At 70.3% G+C, this 17,375-nt stretch carries 16 protein-coding genes and 1 pseudogene; 5 read left to right on the top strand and 12 right to left on the bottom strand.

Annotated features, from left to right (window positions below; translation table 11 throughout):
• Nucleotides 1-21: 21 nt before the first annotated feature.
• The 3 genes from P3T29_RS07985 to P3T29_RS07975 form a co-directional block, all read right to left on the bottom strand.
• On the bottom strand, nt 22-522 hold the full coding sequence (locus tag P3T29_RS07985; protein WP_280715607.1) for a GNAT family N-acetyltransferase: 501 nt from the start codon (nt 520-522) through the stop codon (nt 22-24).
• A gap of 181 nt (nt 523-703) precedes the next feature.
• Nucleotides 704-2,587 carry a hypothetical protein gene (locus tag P3T29_RS07980; protein ID WP_280715606.1) on the bottom strand — a complete coding sequence of 628 codons (1,884 nt, stop codon included), beginning with the start codon at nt 2,585-2,587 and terminating at the stop codon, nt 704-706.
• A 226-nt stretch (nt 2,588-2,813) separates the two neighbouring features.
• Entirely contained in the window at nt 2,814-5,288 is a 2,475-nt protein-coding gene (locus P3T29_RS07975) for an RICIN domain-containing protein (protein WP_280715605.1), read from the bottom strand.
• Between the two features lie 249 nt (nt 5,289-5,537).
• Between P3T29_RS07975 and P3T29_RS07970 the strand changes: the two genes are divergently transcribed.
• Entirely contained in the window at nt 5,538-6,161 is a 624-nt protein-coding gene (locus P3T29_RS07970; RefSeq protein WP_280715604.1) for a 2'-5' RNA ligase family protein, read from the top strand.
• Between the two features lie 86 nt (nt 6,162-6,247).
• On the opposite strand, the gene P3T29_RS07965 is transcribed toward P3T29_RS07970, so the two are convergent.
• A complete protein-coding gene (locus P3T29_RS07965; protein ID WP_280715603.1) occupies nt 6,248-7,339 on the bottom strand; it encodes a VWA domain-containing protein in 1,092 nt (363 codons plus the stop codon).
• A gap of 554 nt (nt 7,340-7,893) precedes the next feature.
• On the opposite strand from P3T29_RS07965, the gene P3T29_RS07960 reads away from it, so the two are divergent.
• Both P3T29_RS07960 and P3T29_RS07955 read left to right on the top strand, forming a co-directional pair.
• A complete protein-coding gene (locus P3T29_RS07960; protein ID WP_280715602.1) occupies nt 7,894-8,355 on the top strand; it encodes a hypothetical protein in 462 nt (153 codons plus the stop codon).
• A 292-nt stretch (nt 8,356-8,647) separates the two neighbouring features.
• Nucleotides 8,648-9,370 carry a Type 1 glutamine amidotransferase-like domain-containing protein gene (locus P3T29_RS07955; protein WP_280715601.1) on the top strand — a complete coding sequence of 241 codons (723 nt, stop codon included), beginning with the start codon at nt 8,648-8,650 and terminating at the stop codon, nt 9,368-9,370.
• On the opposite strand, the gene P3T29_RS07950 is transcribed toward P3T29_RS07955, so the two are convergent.
• The gene (locus P3T29_RS07950) at nt 9,327-9,584 is read right to left on the bottom strand and encodes a hypothetical protein (RefSeq protein WP_280715639.1); all 258 of its coding nucleotides are present in this window, start codon (nt 9,582-9,584) and stop codon (nt 9,327-9,329) included. The two genes, P3T29_RS07955 and P3T29_RS07950, sit on opposite strands and share 44 nt — an antisense overlap.
• 41 nt (nt 9,585-9,625) lie before the next feature.
• Between P3T29_RS07950 and P3T29_RS07945 the strand changes: the two are divergent.
• Nucleotides 9,626-9,745: pseudogene (locus P3T29_RS07945) on the top strand (IS5/IS1182 family transposase); the annotation flags it as partial.
• Between the two features lie 328 nt (nt 9,746-10,073).
• Here the strand turns inward: P3T29_RS07945 and P3T29_RS07940 are convergent.
• From P3T29_RS07940 to P3T29_RS07925, 4 genes are all read right to left on the bottom strand, one after another.
• A complete protein-coding gene (locus tag P3T29_RS07940; RefSeq protein WP_280715638.1) occupies nt 10,074-11,735 on the bottom strand; it encodes a SulP family inorganic anion transporter in 1,662 nt (553 codons plus the stop codon).
• An 80-nt stretch (nt 11,736-11,815) separates the two neighbouring features.
• Nucleotides 11,816-12,196: a metalloregulator ArsR/SmtB family transcription factor gene (locus P3T29_RS07935; protein WP_280715600.1), complete on the bottom strand. Its 381-nt coding sequence runs from the start codon at nt 12,194-12,196 to the stop codon at nt 11,816-11,818.
• A gap of 2 nt (nt 12,197-12,198) precedes the next feature.
• Complete coding sequence (locus P3T29_RS07930; protein WP_280715599.1) at nt 12,199-12,393, bottom strand: hypothetical protein; 195 nt, start codon at nt 12,391-12,393, stop codon at nt 12,199-12,201.
• Nucleotides 12,394-12,616: 223 nt separating this feature from the next.
• Nucleotides 12,617-12,925 carry a pyridoxamine 5'-phosphate oxidase family protein gene (locus P3T29_RS07925; RefSeq protein ID WP_280715598.1) on the bottom strand — a complete coding sequence of 103 codons (309 nt, stop codon included), beginning with the start codon at nt 12,923-12,925 and terminating at the stop codon, nt 12,617-12,619.
• A 585-nt stretch (nt 12,926-13,510) separates the two neighbouring features.
• Here P3T29_RS07925 and P3T29_RS07920 point away from each other — a divergent pair.
• A complete protein-coding gene (locus P3T29_RS07920; RefSeq protein WP_280715597.1) occupies nt 13,511-13,870 on the top strand; it encodes a zinc ribbon domain-containing protein YjdM in 360 nt (119 codons plus the stop codon).
• Between the two features lie 304 nt (nt 13,871-14,174).
• Here the strand turns inward: P3T29_RS07920 and P3T29_RS07915 are convergent, their stop codons facing one another.
• From P3T29_RS07915 to rpe, 3 genes are all read right to left on the bottom strand, one after another.
• Entirely contained in the window at nt 14,175-14,774 is a 600-nt protein-coding gene (locus P3T29_RS07915; RefSeq protein WP_280715596.1) for a cation transporter, read from the bottom strand.
• A 552-nt stretch (nt 14,775-15,326) separates the two neighbouring features.
• Nucleotides 15,327-16,286, bottom strand: a complete 960-nt coding sequence (locus tag P3T29_RS07910) for a pirin family protein (protein ID WP_280715595.1) — start codon at nt 16,284-16,286, stop codon at nt 15,327-15,329.
• A gap of 396 nt (nt 16,287-16,682) precedes the next feature.
• On the bottom strand, nt 16,683-17,366 hold the full coding sequence (gene rpe, locus P3T29_RS07905) for a ribulose-phosphate 3-epimerase (protein ID WP_280715594.1): 684 nt from the start codon (nt 17,364-17,366) through the stop codon (nt 16,683-16,685).
• Between the last annotated feature and the right edge of the window lie 9 nt (nt 17,367-17,375).

Raw genomic sequence — 17,375 nt, 5'->3', positions numbered from 1 at the left:
GCGGGCTGAGGACTGATCGTTCTACGGCTGGATCACCAGGTCGCACTGATACCAGGTGCCCCGCTTACCGCCGAGGTCGGCCGGGCCGGCCGGGCCGACCGGGACGAACCCGGCCTTGGTCAGTACCTTCTGGGACGCGACGTTCTCGCCAGCGGTGGCCGCCCGCAGTGTGTGCAGCCCATGCCGCACTGCCGCCAGCCGGCACAGCTCCCGAACGGTTGCGGTCGCCACGCCGCGCCCGGCGACGTGCTGTGCGACCCGGTAGCCGAGTACGGCAGTGCCGTCCTCGAAGTCGTACAGGTTGAACCGGCCCAGAACCGAGCCGTCCTCGGCGACGAACACGTAGAAGGCGCTGATGCCGACCTCCTGCTCGGCCAGCAAAGCGTTGTGCCGGTCGGTGAACCGGTCGAAGAACTCGTCACCACGGTCGGAGACCGAGGCAGCGAAGTAGGCGCGGTTCGCCAGCTCGAAGGCCAGGACCGCCGGGGCATGGCCGGCCTGCAGCTGTTTCAACTCGGGCACTGCCCGACTCTATCCGGATGAAGCGCCGAGGCCACCCGAGTTTCCGCGAGCGGCAGACAGCTCCAGGACCAGGGCCGCCCCGTCCCGCTGCAGCGGCGGCAGCAGCGGCGGCAGCGGCAGCGGCAGCAGCTCGACACGAGCCCACGCCGCATCCGTTGTCTCTCCACGGCCCGCCACAAGATCAATTATCGGACGCGGCCTGGTCGGCAGCGAGCAGCGTCCGGGCCAGGGTGCGCAGTTCCTCGTCCGGATGACCCTGTCCGGAGAACGGCGAGTCAGTGAGCAGGCGAAGCGGGGAGAAGGCGAAGGAGCTCAGGGTGGGCCGGAGCTCCTCCGGGACGTGGCCGATGGCGGCGAGGGCTTTGAGGGCACGGAGGCCGACCGGGGTGGGGCCGACCAGCTCGACGAGGACGGGGACGGCGCGGTCCGGGGATCCGGTGATCCAGTGGTGGGCCTCGGCGGCCGCCATCCGAGTCCACTCGTACCCGGCCGCCAGCAGAGGCTCGATGAGCGGCAGCAGCGGAGCGGCGGCGCTGCCCAGCGGCTGCAGGCTGCTCAGGACCCAGTGGGCCTGGCCCTGGGCGGAGAGCAGCCTCTCGAACGTGCGAAGCGCCGCACTGGCATCACCGGTCAGCTGGTAGTGAGCCACGGCCGCTGCGGCACTGAGCGAGGAGTCGGTGCTCTGCGCGGCGTCGCGCAGCAGATCGGTGATCTCCGGCGTCGGTATGCCGCCCAGCCCGAGCCGACGGGCGGCGACGATGGCCGCGCGGCCCGTCCCGAGGCAGTCGACCAATTCGGGCTGGGCCTGGCGGGCAGCGGCACCGAGCGGTGCCAGGGCCCTGACCAGGGCGATGCCCGCGTTCCCGGTGGCGCCCGCCGCCAGCTCACCTCGGATCACGGGTACCAGCCGGTCGGCCGCCTCGGGGAAGTGCCGCGCCGCCGCTGCGACCAACGTGGCGCTGGGGCGTTGCAGCACCAGTTCCAGGGCGCGGGGGTCGCGTGAGTGCACAAGGGCGAGCAGGGCTGGTTCGGCGGTCTCCTGCTCGGCGCCCGCATGCCGGTGCAGCGCGTCCCGGAGGTCTGCTCCCGGTTCGGGCAGCTGCTCGATCCAGTGGCCGATGGTGCGCAGCCGGCCGGCCAGGGCGCGGGCATCCTTCTGGTGGGGCAAGGCGGCCAGCAGCAGGTACAGGATTGCGGGTTCCCGGTCGCGCCAGGTCTCGGCGATCACCCGGGCCAGCCCCGAGCCGCGCGAGTCGACGTCGCCGGCGGCGATCCAGCGGGCGGCCACGGCCAGGGCCGCGTCCGGATCCTGCGTCAGGAGTCGGGTGAGCTTCTCGTCCTGGGTGGTGGTGTCCGACCACGGGAAATCGTCGTCCCCCGGGTCGGGTTCCGCGCCGTCCTCGGCGATGACCTCCACCAGCTCAGCCGGGTACGGCGGCCCGGACCGCTCGGCGCCGAGTATGGCGGCCGCCAGCCTGACCTCGGGCAGCGGGCTGTCCAGTGCGGCCGTCTCCCGACCGAACCGGGCAAGGACGACCAGCGCGTCCGCCCGCACCGCCGGGACGAGGTCGGCGGCGTACAACCCGTCGATCTGTGCCACAGCGGAGGCTTGCAGCTCAGCCGGGAGCAGCCCGGCCACGGCTGCGACCACCCGCAGTGCCGCCCGGCGTACCCCCCGCTCGGGGTCCCCGAGGCAGGGCAGCAGGTCCGGGAGCACCCGGCACAGCTCGGCGCAGATCGCGGCGACCGGACTCTCCTGCCAGTGCGGCGAATCCAGGTACGCCGGGTCGTGGTCGGCGAGGGTGGCGAGCAGCATCAGTAGTTCGTCGCGCTTGCCCGGGGCGTGCAGGGCGGCGTGGGCAAGGAAGGGGACGGCAGGTGCCGAGGCCGGGTAGACCGTGCCCTGGTGGTGGATGTTGCCGTAGAGCTCGTAGATCGCCTCGTCGGCCTCCTCCTCAGTTGTCCGGTAGAGCGCCCTGATCAGCTCGGGCACGTCCTCGGCGGAGCCGTAGGCGTGGGTCAGGGCGTGCCACTGGACACGGTCCAGCTCGGCCGGAGATCTCATGGTCACTGCTCCTCAGCTGATCAGATATGCCGACCATATCGATCACCACCGACGATTCCGCAGTGGGAGGAGGTGGTCGCCCGGTGTGGGCAGGCCATGCGCTGTAGTCCACGTCGCGGTGATGAACCTGCGATGCCAGGCCGGCCACGTCCCAGGCGTGACCGGAACCGGCCGGTCGGCCGGGCCGAAGTGATCGTGAACCACCTCGGCCCGGCCGGCCGGTGGGTCAACCGGCCTTGACCAACTGCCAGTTCTGGTTCGCACCCTGGTCGGCCGGCCACTGGATCACCTTGGCACCCAAGGTCAGGGACGCCCCGCTGACGTCCACCAGCTGACCGTCCGAGCGGGCCTCCAGGGTGTACCGGCCGCCCCCGGACGGCACCACCAGCCACTGCTGGTTGCTGCCGCCGTTGGTCGCCCAGAGGTCCAGTTGGGTCCCCGGCACGGCGCTCGCGTTCGGGACGTCGAGCGCCTTGCCACTGGCCACACCGGTGATCGTGTAGTAGCCGTCCCCGGTCGACTTCAGCTGCCACTGCTGGTTGGCGCCGCCGTTCGACGGCCACTGGATCAGCGGCGTGCCGTCGGCGGTGCCCTGGTCGGAGGCGTCCAGCAGCTGGCCGCTGTTGGCGTTGACCAGGCGGTACGTGCCGTCCAGCGGGGCGGTGGCACCCGGGGTGACGCTCAGGTTGCTGAACTGGGCGCCGTAGTACCCGCCGGTGCCGAGGGCGATCTGACCTGCGGCGTAGCTGCTGTCCGTGACCGTACCCACCACCGTGCCGTCGATCCGCGCGGTGAGCGTGGTGCCCTGGAAGGAGAGGGCGACGGTGTGCCAGGTGCCGGTGCCGAGCGGGGCCACCGTGCCACTCGCCAGGGTGCTGAAGGCCCAGGCGGTGTCGCTCTTGAGCAGTGTCCAGGCCCCGTTGTCACCGACCCGCAGGTTGTAGGCGTTCAGGCCGTTGTTGTTGCGGCCCTGGGCCCCGACCCTGCCCAGCAGCTCGGCGGTGCCCGCGTGCTCCAGCAGCACGTCGGCGCTGACGGTGTAGTCGGACCAGCTCAAGTCGCCCATCAGGGCATAGGGTTGGTCGGCCGACTCGTCGGTCCAGCGGATCGGGGTCTGCGGCGCCTGCTGGCGCAGGCAGCGGCCGGCGCGGGAGCCGGCGCACGGCGCGGTCTCGAACGCACCGTTCATCGTGGTGAAGTAGCGGGCTTCCTGGCCGGTCGCGGTGCCCGCCAGCGAGTCGGCGTACGGCAGGGCGAGCAGGCCACGCTGCGGGACGGTGGTGGCGAGGGCTCCCTGGCCGGTCGTGGTGGTGACGGTGTAGAGGTGGCCCGGCAGCAGGGTCAACTGGTAGGTCCCTGCCGTGGAGTAGAGATCGGCGCCCGGCACCATGTGGGCATTGGCGGCGTCGGAGGAGAAGTCGGTGGACCAGACGTGCAGCACACCGGCCGGGAGCCCGCCCTTGACGGAGAGGGTGACGGTCTGGGCGGACGGGGCGTCCATCGTCTCGAAGACGGTGCTCCAGGCGGACCTTCCGGCCGCCATGTAGCTGACGTAGCTGCCATTGGCGCGGTCGCCGGCCAGGTAGCCGGAGGCGGTGTCCAGGTACTGCCAGCCGGGGGCGGTGAACTGGGTGGTCTGCGCGGTGGCCCAGGTGCTGCGACCCACCGAGTAGGCGCCCGACCAGGGCTGGTCCGCCGTCACCAGGCCCATGGTGTTGAAGCCGAGGTTGGGGTAGATCGCCGCCACCACCGGCCAGTTGATGAACGCGGTGAGTCTGGCGTCCAGGTAGCCCCGGTTGATCGCGCGGGCCATCGGGGCGGCCCCGGTGTCGGCGTCCTGCGAACCGTTCTCGCTGGCCCAGAGCTGCTTGCCGGTGGCGAGCGCGTCCGGGGTGGTCGAGCAGCTGGTCATGGCGGACATGTAGCCGCACGGGTAGTGGGCGCCGACGATGTCCACAGCCGCGTCGAGGGCGGAGTCGCCGCGCATGGCGGTGGCGACCGACCAGGTGTCGTCCGCGCCGACCACCTTGGTGGAGGTGTAGCCCTTGGCGGCGAGGGTGGCGTGCAGGTTCTCGTACCAGGCGGCGTTGTAGCCGCGCTCGTTCCAGCCGCCGAGGTAGTCGATCGAGAGGCCGTGCTGATGGGCGCAGCCGAGCCAGGACATCAGGTAGTCGATCATGTCCTGGGACCAGAAGTCACCGTTGCCGATCCAGCCGGGCGCTCCCCAGGCGAGGGCGTAGAGCTTGATGCCGGGATTGCGGGCCTTGGCCTGCTCCATCAGCCACCACTCGTAGCCGTTGTCGCAGTTGACGTTCCCTCGGGTGTGCTCGATCGAGGACTCGGCGCCGTCGGTGGAGTTGGTGTCGCCGCCGACCTCGGCCTTGAGGATCTGCAGGGCCGCGCCGTAGCCGGGCTTGAAGAGGTAGTCGAGGATCTGGCCGCGCTGCGGCTCGGGATAGTCGAGCAGCAGACGGGAGTTGCCGCCACCGCCACTGATCGCGCCGACACCGTCGAAGGTGCGGCCGGCGGAGGTGCCGTCGACGGCGATCGCGGTGGCCGCCGCACTGGTGGCGGTGACCGCTGCGGTGGCGGGGGGCGAGGCCTGGGCGGGTGCCCGGCCGCTGATCAGGGTCAGGCAGAGGGCGAGGACCGCAAGGGCTGCGGTCCGGCCGGCCGAGGTGGTGCGCGATTCAGGTCGCATCGTGGTGCGGGCCTCCCAGGACCGTACGGCTCCGACGGATCCCCCTGCCGTCGTGCGGTGGTTAATGGTGAATCCTGACTGGTTTCGCCATAGATCCAGCAAGAACAGGCAAGAGCAAACATAGAAGTGTGTTGATGCTCCGTCAATGACCTGAGCAGACCGCCGACTTGTGCGGCTCGGCGGACAGCATCGGCACCTGCCGCACGCGACGCCGACCGGTGAACGTCGCGCAGGGCGCACCATGGGGGTGTGGAAACGGAACCGGGTTTCGGCGGAGCGGTACCCGTCGACCTCCTCGACACCGCGCCGACGGCCCGTACGGCGGTGGCGTGGATACCGCCCGAGGAACTCTGGCCGCCGATCCAGGACATCCGCTGGGAGCACGATCCGCAGATCCGCCGGTGGCCGCCGCACGTCAATCTGCTCTTCGGCTTCGTGCCGGAGTCCGACTTCGAGCGAGCGTCCCCGCTGCTCGCCGAGGCGGCGGCCCGGACTGCGGCGTTCACCGCCCGGCTGGCCGGGGTGCGCTACTTCCGCCACCGGGATTACGCCACCGTCTGGCTCGACCCGGCGGCGGCCGACCAGGCGCCCTGGGCGGCTCTGCACCGGGCACTGGCGGAGAGGTTTCCGCGCTGCCGCAGTCGCGGTCCCGAGTTCACCCCGCACCTGTCGCTGGGCCGGACCAGCCATCCGCAGCAGCTCGCCGCCGAGTGCGCCGCCCGGCTCGGCGGGGTGTCGGTGCGGGTGGAGGAGCTGGTCCTGCTCTCCCGCCGGGGCGACGAACCGATGCGGCGGCGGGCCACGATCACGCTGGGAACGGGCGAGATCCACCGGCTACCCAGCCACGGGACGACAGGCTCCGCCAGGAAGTAGGCACCGGGCCGGCCGGGCGGCCGTGGGCGGCCCGGCCGAGGACAGCGGTCACCCGCAGGTCTCCGTGACCGGATCGCGGTGCTCGGCTACCGGAGGACGAGCAGCTTGGTACCCGACACCAACTTCCGGTTGACGGAGGTCGATTGGACGAAAACGGTGTACGACGGGTTGTCGCCCGGCTTCACCGTGACCTCCGACTCCGGCAGGCCGAGGAGCCGGCGGGCCGCCGGGCCCGAGAACACCCTGCCTGTCATCCGCCCGGTGGCCGGGTCCTTCTCCGCCACGGCGAGCTGCTTGTTGCCCTGGATCTTCTCGCGCTTGGACAGCTCGTAGAAGGCGCAGCCGGTCTTGTACGGGTGCCCGGAGCTGGTGACGAAGTCGCGGATCTGCGTCGGCTGGTCGACCGGGATCAGGATGTACTTGCCGGTGTCCAGGGCCTCGAGACTGGCCTTCACCTCGGCGGTGCTCAAGTCCTGGCCCATGGCGAACAGGTTCCTGGTACCACGCACGCCCTGTTCGCGTCCCCGCAGGAAGCTCGTGGCAGCCGTCTTGACGGTGCCGATGGCCTCCTCGACGCCCTTGCTGGAGTCCGCATCCCAGATCGCGATGTTGCCCGCCGGGAAGCCGTACTCCTGGGCGGTGCGCTTGGCCAGGGAGTTCGGGACCAGGATCGCCGAGGTCCAGTGGTCAGGAAGGTTGTCCATGGCACTCTGAATGCGGCCCAGCCACCTGTTCAGGACGGCGCTGCCCTTGCGACCGCCTATGCGGGTGTGCATCTGGCCGGTCTCCGAGAAACCCGAGGCGTTCTCCTCGCCGTCGGTGACGACGACCTGGAGGAAGGAGTGCTCCCCATACCCCTCCCAGATGTTCTTGAGGTCGTCGATGGACTTCACGGCTGCCTCGATCAGCGCCGTCGCACCGTTGTTGACCTCGTAAAGGCCCCGCAGCGACGGCAGGTGCTTGACGTCCATGTCCCAGACCAGGTTCTGCACCTCGTGATCGAAGGCGTAGAGGCTGATGCGGGTCTCCTGACCGAGCCGGTCGGACTCCTCCTGAAGGCCCATCACGAACTCGTCCACCACGCGAACAAGCTGCGCCTCGTGCTTACGCATCGAGCCGGAATTGTCGACCACCAGCGAGACGTGGTTGACCTTGTGCTTGATCCTGTTCGCAGACATGGTTCTACCCCTGTTCCAACGCTCTTTCGGCGCCTTTCCGGCGCCCCCTCCAACGTTGTTTCCACCCTACGAAAGAGCACTGACAGTCCGTTCCGACCTGGGGTTCTGCAGCTGCCGACCGCCCGTCAGACCTGCCGGCCTCCAGCACTCGAACGGGTGAAGCCAAATCCCCGGCCAACCATCGCCGCCACCGCACTGACAGACTGAGCCGAGCTGGCACTCACCAGCGCCCCTCCCCTGGCGCTCACCTTGAACGGCTCGCTCCCCGCACGACGTTCATCAGCATCCTCGGCAGGACCGCCGGAGTCCTTGACGGACCCGTGGTGGGCGGGCCGTGGTCGTGTGAGACGGACCTGGTCGCGCTCGCACCGGCGGGGGTCACCCGCTCGACCAGGTACGGTGGTCAGCGGCAGCTGCGTCTGCCTGCTTCGAGCCTCGACCCGCAGCTAGGGGTCATCGCGGGGCGAGGACAAGGGTCCCAGACTCACGCGAGCACCGCAGACCGGCCTCATCGTCCTCCTGCCGGGTTGCGTGGCCAGCCACAGGAGGAACGCATGACAACCAACCGTGTCCGCAAGGATGTGATCCGCGAGCGGATGGCCGCGACGGGTGAGTCCTACAACGTCGCCGCCCGAGGTCTGCTGCAGGGCACACCCAAGGCCGAGGTGCTGGCGGCCCTGCGGGTCCAGCGGTGGCTGCCCGGAGATAGCCTCGACGTGCCGTGTCCGTGCGGCGGCACCTGCGAGCCCGGCGAGAACTGCGGCAGGTGTGACGCACCGCACCGGCACGTCGCCCGCAGTCCCGGTAGCACGGTCGACGTCGACGTGTGGGAGGACCGCTACGACTGCCCCGGCTGCTCGGCCTCCTACTGCCTGACGGTTGTGCTGACCGGCCGTCCCTGGGGTGTGGTCGCGATGGTGCCGCAGGGTGGCGGCGCGGAGCCGGTCGCCCGGGTTCGGGTGTTCCCCGGAGTGATGCACCCCCAGCTCGAGGTCGGTACCGCAACCGCCGGGTGATCCGGCCCGGGAACACCGACCAAGGCCGCCGGTCCCCCATGTCCGTCCACACCCGACCGGGCGATCCTCCGTCCCACTGGGAAGGACCACACGTTGGACATGACCAGAGCAAGTGGACCGTGCCATGAATGATCTACCTCGTTGATCGTTGGCCGGCAGGCACCGCAGGAATGGGGCGTCGCAGGTCCACCGTGGTCCTTGAATGCCTTCGCTTCCAAGGCGAGTGGGTTGCTAGTGTCCGAGGCTGCACCGCTGGGGCCCACCTGTGCGGGGATCTCACGAGGGCGGCGATGTGACCACGTATCTGATCGGTGGCGGCTGGAACGACGAGGCGGCGGATCTGCTCTACGGGCCGTTCCTCGCAGCGGCCGGTCCCGAGCCGGTGGTGGCCTGTCTGCTGATCGACGAGGGCGATGGCGCCGAGCGGTTCGCGCGCTTCGCGGCGGTACTGCGCAAGGTGGCGCCCTGTAGGCCTGTCCCCGTCCTGGTGCCGCTCGGCGGCGTTCTCGATCCGGCCTCGCTGGATGAGGCGGGCGCCCTGCTGGTCTGCGGTGGTCTGACCCCCGCGTACCAGGACGCGCTGGCGCCGGTCCTCGCAGAACTTCCCACCTTGCTGGCCGCGCGGGGCATACCGTACGCGGGCTTCTCCGCCGGGGCCGTCGTCGCCGCCGGCGCAGCACTGGTCGGGGGCTGGCTCTCGCAAGGCACCCAGGTCTGCGCCGAGGAGGCCTCCGAGGACCTCGAGGAGATCGAGATGCGGCCTGGCCTGGGCCTCGTACCGTTCACCGTCGACGTGCACGCCGCCCAATGGGGCACCCTGCCCCGCCTGATCGAGGCTGTCGCCCTCGGTGCGGCTCCGTACGGCGTGGCGATCGACGAGGACACCCTGCTCACTGTGGACGGCGATCGCGCCCGCGTCTCCGGCCTGGGCCGGGTGCACGTCGTACGCGTGGAGGGCGCCCTTGGAACGGTCACACTCCGCGCCTACCGCCCCGGCGAGGAGTTCGCCCTCTAACACCTCGACCGCCGTGGAGCAATGGTCGGTGTCCCCCTCGACCGCCACCCATCCTGAGTGCAAGCCCGCAGATCAGCGCACTCCCTGCCGGCCGGGCCGCACCCGCTGGCCCGCCCACGGCGGCCCCGGCGGCGCCGACTGACCGGTGGCCGAGATCGCGGGCCAGGGCGATCGCCTCGTCGTAGCAGACGATCGCCTCGTCGTAGTGGCGCAGCGAACGGGCGACCAGGCCGAGATCGTTGAGCGCCTGGCCGTCGCCCCCTGGCTCTGCTCGTCACGCCGGGCCAGACCAGCGACTCCACGCAGTTCGAAGCCGTCATGGAGCGGGTCAGGGTCCCGCGACCGTGTGGTGGCCGGCCACGAACCAGGCCGGACCACCAAGGTGGGCAGGTGTCCGCCGCTGAGGGCCACCGTCAGCCCGGTGGCCGGGGACCGTTCGGCGGCGTGGCGCACCGCGTTGGTGACCAGTTCGGTGACGATGAGCAGGGCGGCGCCGAGCACGGTCGAGCTGGGCGGCACGCCCCGGCCCGTGAAGGCCGTCTGGGTGGTGTGGCGGGCGAGCGGGATCGACTCCGGTGCGGTGACGAGGGCGAGGCTGTGCTCCCGTCCCCGCCACCTGCCTGCGGGGACGGGTGGCGTGTACGGCGGTTCCTGGCGGCGCCGGCTCCAGCGTCGGGTCACTGCGGGGTCCCCGTGTCTTCGGTCATCGGGCCACTCCGGTGCTCTGAATCGTCGGGCGTGCGGTGGGCCGGGCCGGCAGGGTACCGCTGGTGTGCAGGCTGGTGCGGGCGTAGGCGATGGCCTCGGGGGTGGTGGCGAAGACGTGCCCGTCGGTGCGGAGCTCGTCCAGGACACCGAGGGCGTCCAGGGGCCGGTGGTGTTCATCGCGGATACCGGAGAGCAGGACGAGGGTGCCGCGCCGCTGGAGCTTGTCGATGGCGTCGCCCAGCACCCGGGCGCCGCTGGCGTCGATCGCGCTGACCCGGGACATCCGCAGGATCGCGACCTTCACCTCGGCGCTCTCGGTCAGTTCCAGCAGGAAGCGGTGGGCGGCGGCGAACAGCAGCGGACCGTCGATGCGGTAGGCGACGATGTGCTCGCCGAGCAGCGCTTGCTCCTCCTCGTGGTGGTCCGCCGGCGGCAGGTCCTGGTGCAGCGGGACCTGTTCGACACGCGCGGCCCTGGCCACGCTGCGCAGGGCCAGGACACCCGAGGCGACCAGGCCGGTGATCACGGCGGTGACCAGGTTGAAGGCCAGCGTCGCGCCGGCGGTCAGGATCATGACGGCGGCCTCGCCGCGCCCGGCGCGGGCCAGCGCGCGCAGGGAACCGACCTCGACCATGCGTACTGCGGTGGCGATCAGCACGCCGGCCAGGGCGGCGAGCGGGATCCCGGCGACCAGCGGCGCGGCCGCGAAGACTATGACGGCGAGGACGGCGGCGTGCACCAGGGCCGCCAGACGGGAAGTTCCGCCGGACCGGACGTTGACGGCGGTCCGGGCGATCGCGCCGGTGGCGGCGACCCCGCCGAACAGCGGGGCGGCGAGGTTGGCCAGGCCCTGGCCGAACAGTTCCCGGTTGCTGTCGTGCCGCTCGGAGACGCTCATCGCGTCGGCTGCGGACGCGGACATCAGCGACTCCAGCGCCGCGAGTGCCGCCACGGCCAGGGCTGCGGGCAGCAGCGAGGGAACGGCGGAGGCGTTGAAGAACCCCAGGGACGGGGCGGGAAGACCGGCGGGCAGGTGGCCGATGACGGCGACGGGCAGGTCCGCCGCCTTGACCACCAGCGTGGCGGCGACGACGGCGATCAGCGAGAACGGGATGCCGGGCTTGACGCGGGCCCCGGCGAGCATCAGCGCGGCCACCGCGAGGGCGAGGGCGATCGCGGCCCAGTGCGGGTGGGCAACGAAGTCCACCATCGCCTGGCCTGCCACGAGAACCGGGTTGTCGCCCTTGGGGGTCTTGACGCCCAGAGCGCCGGGCACCTGTTGCAGGGCGATGACGGCGGCGATGCCGACCGTGAAGCCCTCGATCACGGGGAGCGGGACGTAGGCCATGTACCGGCCGGCCCGAGCCAGCGCCAGGACTATCAGCAGCACGCCGGCCAGCAGTCCCACCGTCAACACACCTGAGGTGCCGTACTGGTGGACGATGGGCACCAGCACCACGGTCATCGCACCGGTGGGGCCGGAGACCTGCAGGTTGGAGCCACCGAAGACGGCGGCCAGCGCACCCGCGACGACGGCGGTCGCGATTCCCGCCTCGGCGCCGGCACCGGAGGAGATGCCGAAGCCCAGGGCCAGGGGCAGCGCGACGATGGCCACCGTCAGCCCGGCGATCAGGTCCTTGCGCGGGGAGCGGCCCATGGTGGCGAGGATCTGACGGTTCGGCAGCACCGCTAGCAGCCGTCCCGCCGCCCGGTGGGCGACGGTGGCGGGTGCGGCGCTCACGCGGACAACTCCCGCGTGGCGGTGCTGGTGGCAGTGCTGGTGGCAGTGCTGGTGGCGGTACGCAGCTCGTCGAGCAGCTGGCCCTGATCGGTGATCATCTCGGTGAGGATCCGGCGGGCCGCGAGAAGCAGGTCGGCGACATCGGGGGTGCTGAGCGCGTAGACGACGGTGTTGCCCTCGCGGGTGGCGGTCACCAGCTGGGTACGGCGCAGGACGGCGAGCTGCTGGGAGAGGCTGGAGGCCTCGATGTCGATCTGGGCGAGAAGCTCGCGCACGGGGAGCGGGCCGTCCTGGAGGAGTTCGAGGACGCGGATCCGCGCGGGGTGGCCCAGGGTACGGAAGAACTCCGCCTTCGCCTGGTACAGGGGGACGGCCATGCTCAGTTGCCTCCTTCGTCTTCCTCGGGTGCGTGCGGCAGTTCGATGCCGTGCCGGACCGCGATCCGCCGAAGCGCGGACATCCGCCCTCCGTAGGCCTGCGCCCCGGCGTCGTCCCCCACCGTCCTGGCCGCCGCCAGAGCCTGGCGGGCCTGGGCGAACTGCTCACGCAGCTCCTCGCCGAACACCTCCGCCACGACCGTCCCCTCCGGGCCGGCGCCCGTGGGCCCCGGCTTACCACCCGAGTGCTTAACAGGACACCATCATCTATGAATGTGAAGAATTCTTCAAGTCCATATAACGGCCACGGTCACAGACGGTCGACCGCCTGCGGCACGGTCTTCCTCACCACCTGGCGCCAGGAGCGCTGCCCGGCCTGGGGGGCCGGCTGACACCCCGGGTCGGGCGACACCGTGCTCGTCAGGACGTGGCTCGGGTGAGGCGGTAGCCCGTGATGGTCTCGGGCCGCAGGCGCAGCAGGTGCTCGGTGTGCTCGTCGGGCCAGGCGCGCATGGGCAGGCGGTAGCGCATCTGGTGGTCGGTGTCGGTGATCTGCTCGGCGGGGCCGGTGACGATCACTGTCCAGCCCGTGTGATTCTCGGGGTCGAGCCGGTCGGTCCGGTAGGTGAGCCTGACCGGGTAGGTGGGTGGGCCGGGCAGGCCGGGCGGCAGCACGCCCGCGTCGCCGGCCGGGTGACCGCAACCCGCTCGCTGACGCCCGGTCCCCACGACCTCCTCCTCCTCCTGCACCACTCCAACGCCCTACGCCAAACCCCCGGCCGCCACGTACATTCGCACCCCCTGCCCCTGGTTCCACGACCACCTACGCACCTACCCCTGGGCCGCCGTCTCCCGAAGCCCCATCCTGGTCGGCCGCTCCGCCGACACAACCCGGCAGGGCAACACCGCCCGGGCATCGGAACACTGGATCCCCATCGGCGTCCACGGACCCCAGCAAGGGATCACCCTTCACACCCACCACGGCCCACTCCGGGTCTGCAATCCTTGGCATCCCGACATCCGGACCTGATACCCCGGGCCGGTAACGCGAGCTCGCGGAATCGAGTGCGCAACAGTCTTGAATACGGCTGCGCCCGAACCGCACGAAGCAACCGTGAATTCCGGGGCCCTGCAGGTGGCCAATCCCGCCGACGCCCTTGGGGTACTACCGGCGACCGCCCGCAGGTAATCCGTGTGATCCGGCGGTCAGAAATTCGACAAACCTGTTTCGGCAACCGCGAAACCGGCCATCACCCACAGTCGTCACCCGTGCACGCAACCGGGCCCGTGGCGGAGTTCGGATATTCTGACCGAATGAGCGAGAACCTGCCCCCGTGCCCGAAGTGCTCCAGCGAGTACACCTACGAGATGAACGCGCTGATGGTCTGCCCGGAGTGCGGCAACGAATGGGCCCGGGCCGAGGGGACCGCGGATGACGCGAGTGCCTCCGGAGAGCGGGTGGTCAAGGACGCCGTCGGCAATCCGCTGAGCAACGGCGACACCGTGACCGTCGTCAAGACTCTCAAGGTCAAGGGCAGCTCCTCGGGAATCAAGGCCGGAACCAAGGTACGCAATATCCGCCTGGTCGACGGGGTGGACGGCCATGACATCGACTGCAAGGTCGACGGATTCGGTGCCATGCAGCTCAAGTCGAGCGTGGTCAAGAAGGCCTGACCTCAGGGATTCGGCGTAGTCCTGCGACGTCCGGTTCGTGACGATCTATCAGGTTGGGGGCTGCGCCAGAGAGCATGACAGGCACGACTTCAAGATCATGGAGTTCTCCACGTCCCGTATTCCGAGTGGAAGACCGTGCCTGCCGACGCATCATCACCGATCCCGTGTGCCCTTGACCAGTTGCGCCGGCATCCCGAGGTCGAAGCAGGGGAGATTCCGAACCGGCGATGTCAACTTCGGCGCACTGCCCGGGGGTGTGGGTGGTCAGGCCGACGGCATCATGCCACCCGGGGGACGGGCGAGCTCAGTGCTCGCCGAAGAAGATCTCCTTCACCTCGCGCACCGCGTAGTAAACGAGCACATAGCCCGCGAGCGGGTCGGCCCACCACCAGCCCAGCGTGCTGTTGAGGACCAGGCCCACGAGGACCGCGGCAGCGAGCAGGCCGTCGATCAGAGTGACCCGCCCCTCCGTCTTGAGCACCGGATTGTCCAGCGCGGCCCCGGTGCGGGCCTTGCCGGCGGCCAGGGTGAACATCACCGCTGCGGTCACCGCCGTCCACACGATGCCGAGCGTCGAGTGGTGCGGGTGGAAGCCAGTGGCCAGCACGAACGTGGACTGCACGAGCAGGTAGACGGCCAGCAGTGCGAAGCCGGCGCCGATCAGACGCAGCGCACGGCGCCGGCGGGCCTCGCCCGTGCCGCTCAGCTCCCAGATCACCACGGTCGACGCGCCGATCTCGATCAGGGAGTCCAACCCGAATCCGGCCAGCGCCACCGACCGAGCCGAGATCGCGGCCACAGCGAGCACCACGATGCCGACCACGTTCCAGGCAAGCGTGGTGTATTCCAGGGCGAACCCCCGGCAAAGCAGGGTCGCGCGAGCAGTGTCGTCCGAGGTAGTCACCGAGCGAGTGTCGCAGACCGACATAACGGCACAATCACGCCGAACTGCACCGACACGGCTGGCCCAGCAGGGCTGCCACTCGTCCGAACGGGTGAAGTGCGGAGAAGCACCGGGCAGTACAAGATCAAGCCGATCAAGGAGAAGGTCCGCGAGCTGCTCGGCAGGACAAGCACATCGCGTGGCGCAATCCGCACCTGGTCACGGCCGGCGCCTGTCCTCAGCCGACGGGTGGCGAACGCTTCGAATACGATCCTGCGACGTTCCTGCTCGACTTCCACAACGCCGCAAGGGAAGCGACGACCGTTGATCTCCTCTTCGACCGCCCCCACTTCCCAGGGCCCCTGTCACTGATGCCGCCCTGACCATCCGTCAGCAAAGTCAGCGTTGGTCTGACTGAACCCAGCCACACACGACCAGACGCGAGAATCGTGGCCGCCCAACGGAACCAGACTCCGGAGGCGCCGGCGCCGCCCCAGGGCAGCCGGCCGCGAACCATCGTGCTCGCGATCCGCTGCCGCCCGCCGCCACTCACCCTGAACACATAATCCCAGCTCAGCGCAGCCTCCCCCGTGGCTTCAGCGGCAGTTGGGGAAGCTCGGGAGCAGCCAGCCGGTCGCCGTCGTAGCCGTGCACTTCGCCGAAGCGCGTCCCGTTCATCCACTCCTCGCGCGCCTGCCTGATGTCCTCGTCCGATCGTCCGATGAAGTTCCACCACATGACGATCTTCTCCTCGAACGGCTCGCCCCCGAGCAGTAGCACCGAGCTGTCGCTCCGTGCCAGCAGCGGCAGTTCGCGTCGTCCGCAGCCCAGGTAGAGCAGTGCGCCCGGCTCGACTCGGACGCCGTCCACGTCGACGCTGCCGGTCATCGCCAGGACGGCGTACTCGAAGCCGGGCTCCAACGGGAGTCGCGCCTCGGCTCCCTGAGTTAGCGTCAGATCTGCTCCGACCAGGGGTGTGTACGCCGTTCCGGGTGAGGTGGAGCCGTCGAGCGTGCCCATGATCACCGTCGCGTTCAGGCCCGGGGCGGTGACGGTGGGCAGGGTGGAGTGGTGCTCGAAGGCGGGAGCGGCGTTCCGGTGGGCTTCCGGCAGGGCCACCCAGAGCTGGGCTCCGTGCAGCAGCCGGGCGTGCTCGCGCGGGGACTCCTCGGAGTGCGAGATCGCCCGTCCCGAGGTCATCAGGCCCAACTCGTAGGGCCGGACGGTCTGCAGGCTGCCCAGGCTGTCCCGGTGCAGCACCTCGCCCTCGTGCAGCCAGCTGACGGTCTGCAACCCGAGGTGCGGGTGCGGCGGGACCTGCATGCCGGGCTCGTCGGCGATGTCGTCCGGGCCGTAGTGGTCGACGAAGCACCAGGCCCCGACCATCCGCCGCCCGAGGCCCGGCAGCAGTCGCCGGACCTCGGTGGACTCGCCGAGCCGCACCTGTCGGCCGGTCAACAGTTCCTTGACCGGCCCGGTTTCGGCCTCCCCGCCGCAACGGGTGGAGGTGGGCCTGAGGTCGAGATTACTCATACGTACTCCGTACTCCGTGCTCCATCGACGCGTACTCCGTAGCAGAAAGTCTGCCAGTCGATCATCCGTCAGCCGGAGCCGATCACGAAGTACTTGGCGCGCCGAAGGGGCTTGGACCGCCGGAAGCGTCTGACCCGCCGGAGCGCTTGCGCCGCCGGAAGCGCGTGGAGCGAACGCCAGTACGCGGGCGGCCGGGCAGCGTACGGCGGCCTGGTCCGGGCTCTGCTGTCCGGTTCACGGCTCCCCCTCCGACGGTGGGCGACCACCGTACGAAACGGCCGATCAGCGGCCCGTCCCGCCCGTGTCACAGTTGATCGAGGAGCCGCCATCGAATGCCGGAGCCAACCACCCGGAGCCAATCAGCCGGAGCCGACCAGAGAGCTACGGGGAGAGCTCTCAGTGCGCGCAGGACCAAGGCGCACCGGCGGTCGCGGCCACGGCCTGGGCGCGCAGGGCGCGGACCGCCTCCGCCGGGTCGGCGGCGCCGTACACGGCCGAGCCGGCCACGAAGACGTCGGCGCCCGCCTCGGCGCAGCGCGCGATGGTCTCGGCGGAGACTCCCCCGTCCACCTGGAGCCAGAGGTCGAGACCGTGCTTCTCGATCAGTTGCCGGGTGCGGCGGATCTTGGGGAGCACGATGTCCAGGAACGCCTGGCCTCCGAAACCCGGTTCGACCGTCATGATCAGGACCATGTCCAGCTCGGGGAGCAGGTCCTCGTACGGCTCGATCGGGCTGGCGGGCTTGAGCGCCATCGAGGCGCGGGCGCCCATGGCCCGGATCTCGCGGGCCAGCCGGACGGGGGCAGCGGCGGCCTCGGCGTGGAAGGTCACCGAACCGGCGCCGGCCTCGACGAACTGCGGAGCCCACCGGTCGGGCTGCTCGATCATCAGGTGGCAGTCGAGCGGGATGTCGGTGGCCCGGGCGAGGGACTCGACGATCGGGACGCCCAGCGTCAGGTTGGGGACGAAATGGTTGTCCATCACGTCGACATGGAGCCAGTCCGCGCCTCGGACCGCCTCGGCCTCGTCGGCCAGGCGGGCGAAGTCGGCGGACAGGATGCTGGGGTTGATCTGCGCCATTTCCGGGTA

It is taken from the genome of Kitasatospora sp. MAP5-34 (assembly GCF_029894335.1).
In the GTDB taxonomy this organism is placed as follows: Bacteria; Actinomycetota; Actinomycetes; order Streptomycetales; family Streptomycetaceae; genus Kitasatospora.
This window is presented reverse-complemented; position numbering and strand designations above follow the sequence as displayed.

Coding starts and splice junctions, on each gene's coding strand:
- P3T29_RS07980 (WP_280715606.1), bottom strand. CDS start 2,587: ATGAGATCTCCGGCCGAGCTGGACCGTGTCCAGTGGCACGCCCTGACC.
- P3T29_RS07975 (WP_280715605.1), bottom strand. CDS start 5,288: ATGCGACCTGAATCGCGCACCACCTCGGCCGGCCGGACCGCAGCCCTT.
- P3T29_RS07965 (WP_280715603.1), bottom strand. CDS start 7,339: ATGTCTGCGAACAGGATCAAGCACAAGGTCAACCACGTCTCGCTGGTG.
- P3T29_RS07960 (WP_280715602.1), top strand. CDS start 7,894: ATGACAACCAACCGTGTCCGCAAGGATGTGATCCGCGAGCGGATGGCC.
- P3T29_RS07940 (WP_280715638.1), bottom strand. CDS start 11,735: ATGGGCCGCTCCCCGCGCAAGGACCTGATCGCCGGGCTGACGGTGGCC.
- P3T29_RS07935 (WP_280715600.1), bottom strand. CDS start 12,196: ATGGCCGTCCCCCTGTACCAGGCGAAGGCGGAGTTCTTCCGTACCCTG.
- P3T29_RS07920 (WP_280715597.1), top strand. CDS start 13,511: ATGAGCGAGAACCTGCCCCCGTGCCCGAAGTGCTCCAGCGAGTACACC.
- P3T29_RS07910 (WP_280715595.1), bottom strand. CDS start 16,286: ATGAGTAATCTCGACCTCAGGCCCACCTCCACCCGTTGCGGCGGGGAG.
- rpe (WP_280715594.1), bottom strand. CDS start 17,366: ATGGCGCAGATCAACCCCAGCATCCTGTCCGCCGACTTCGCCCGCCTG.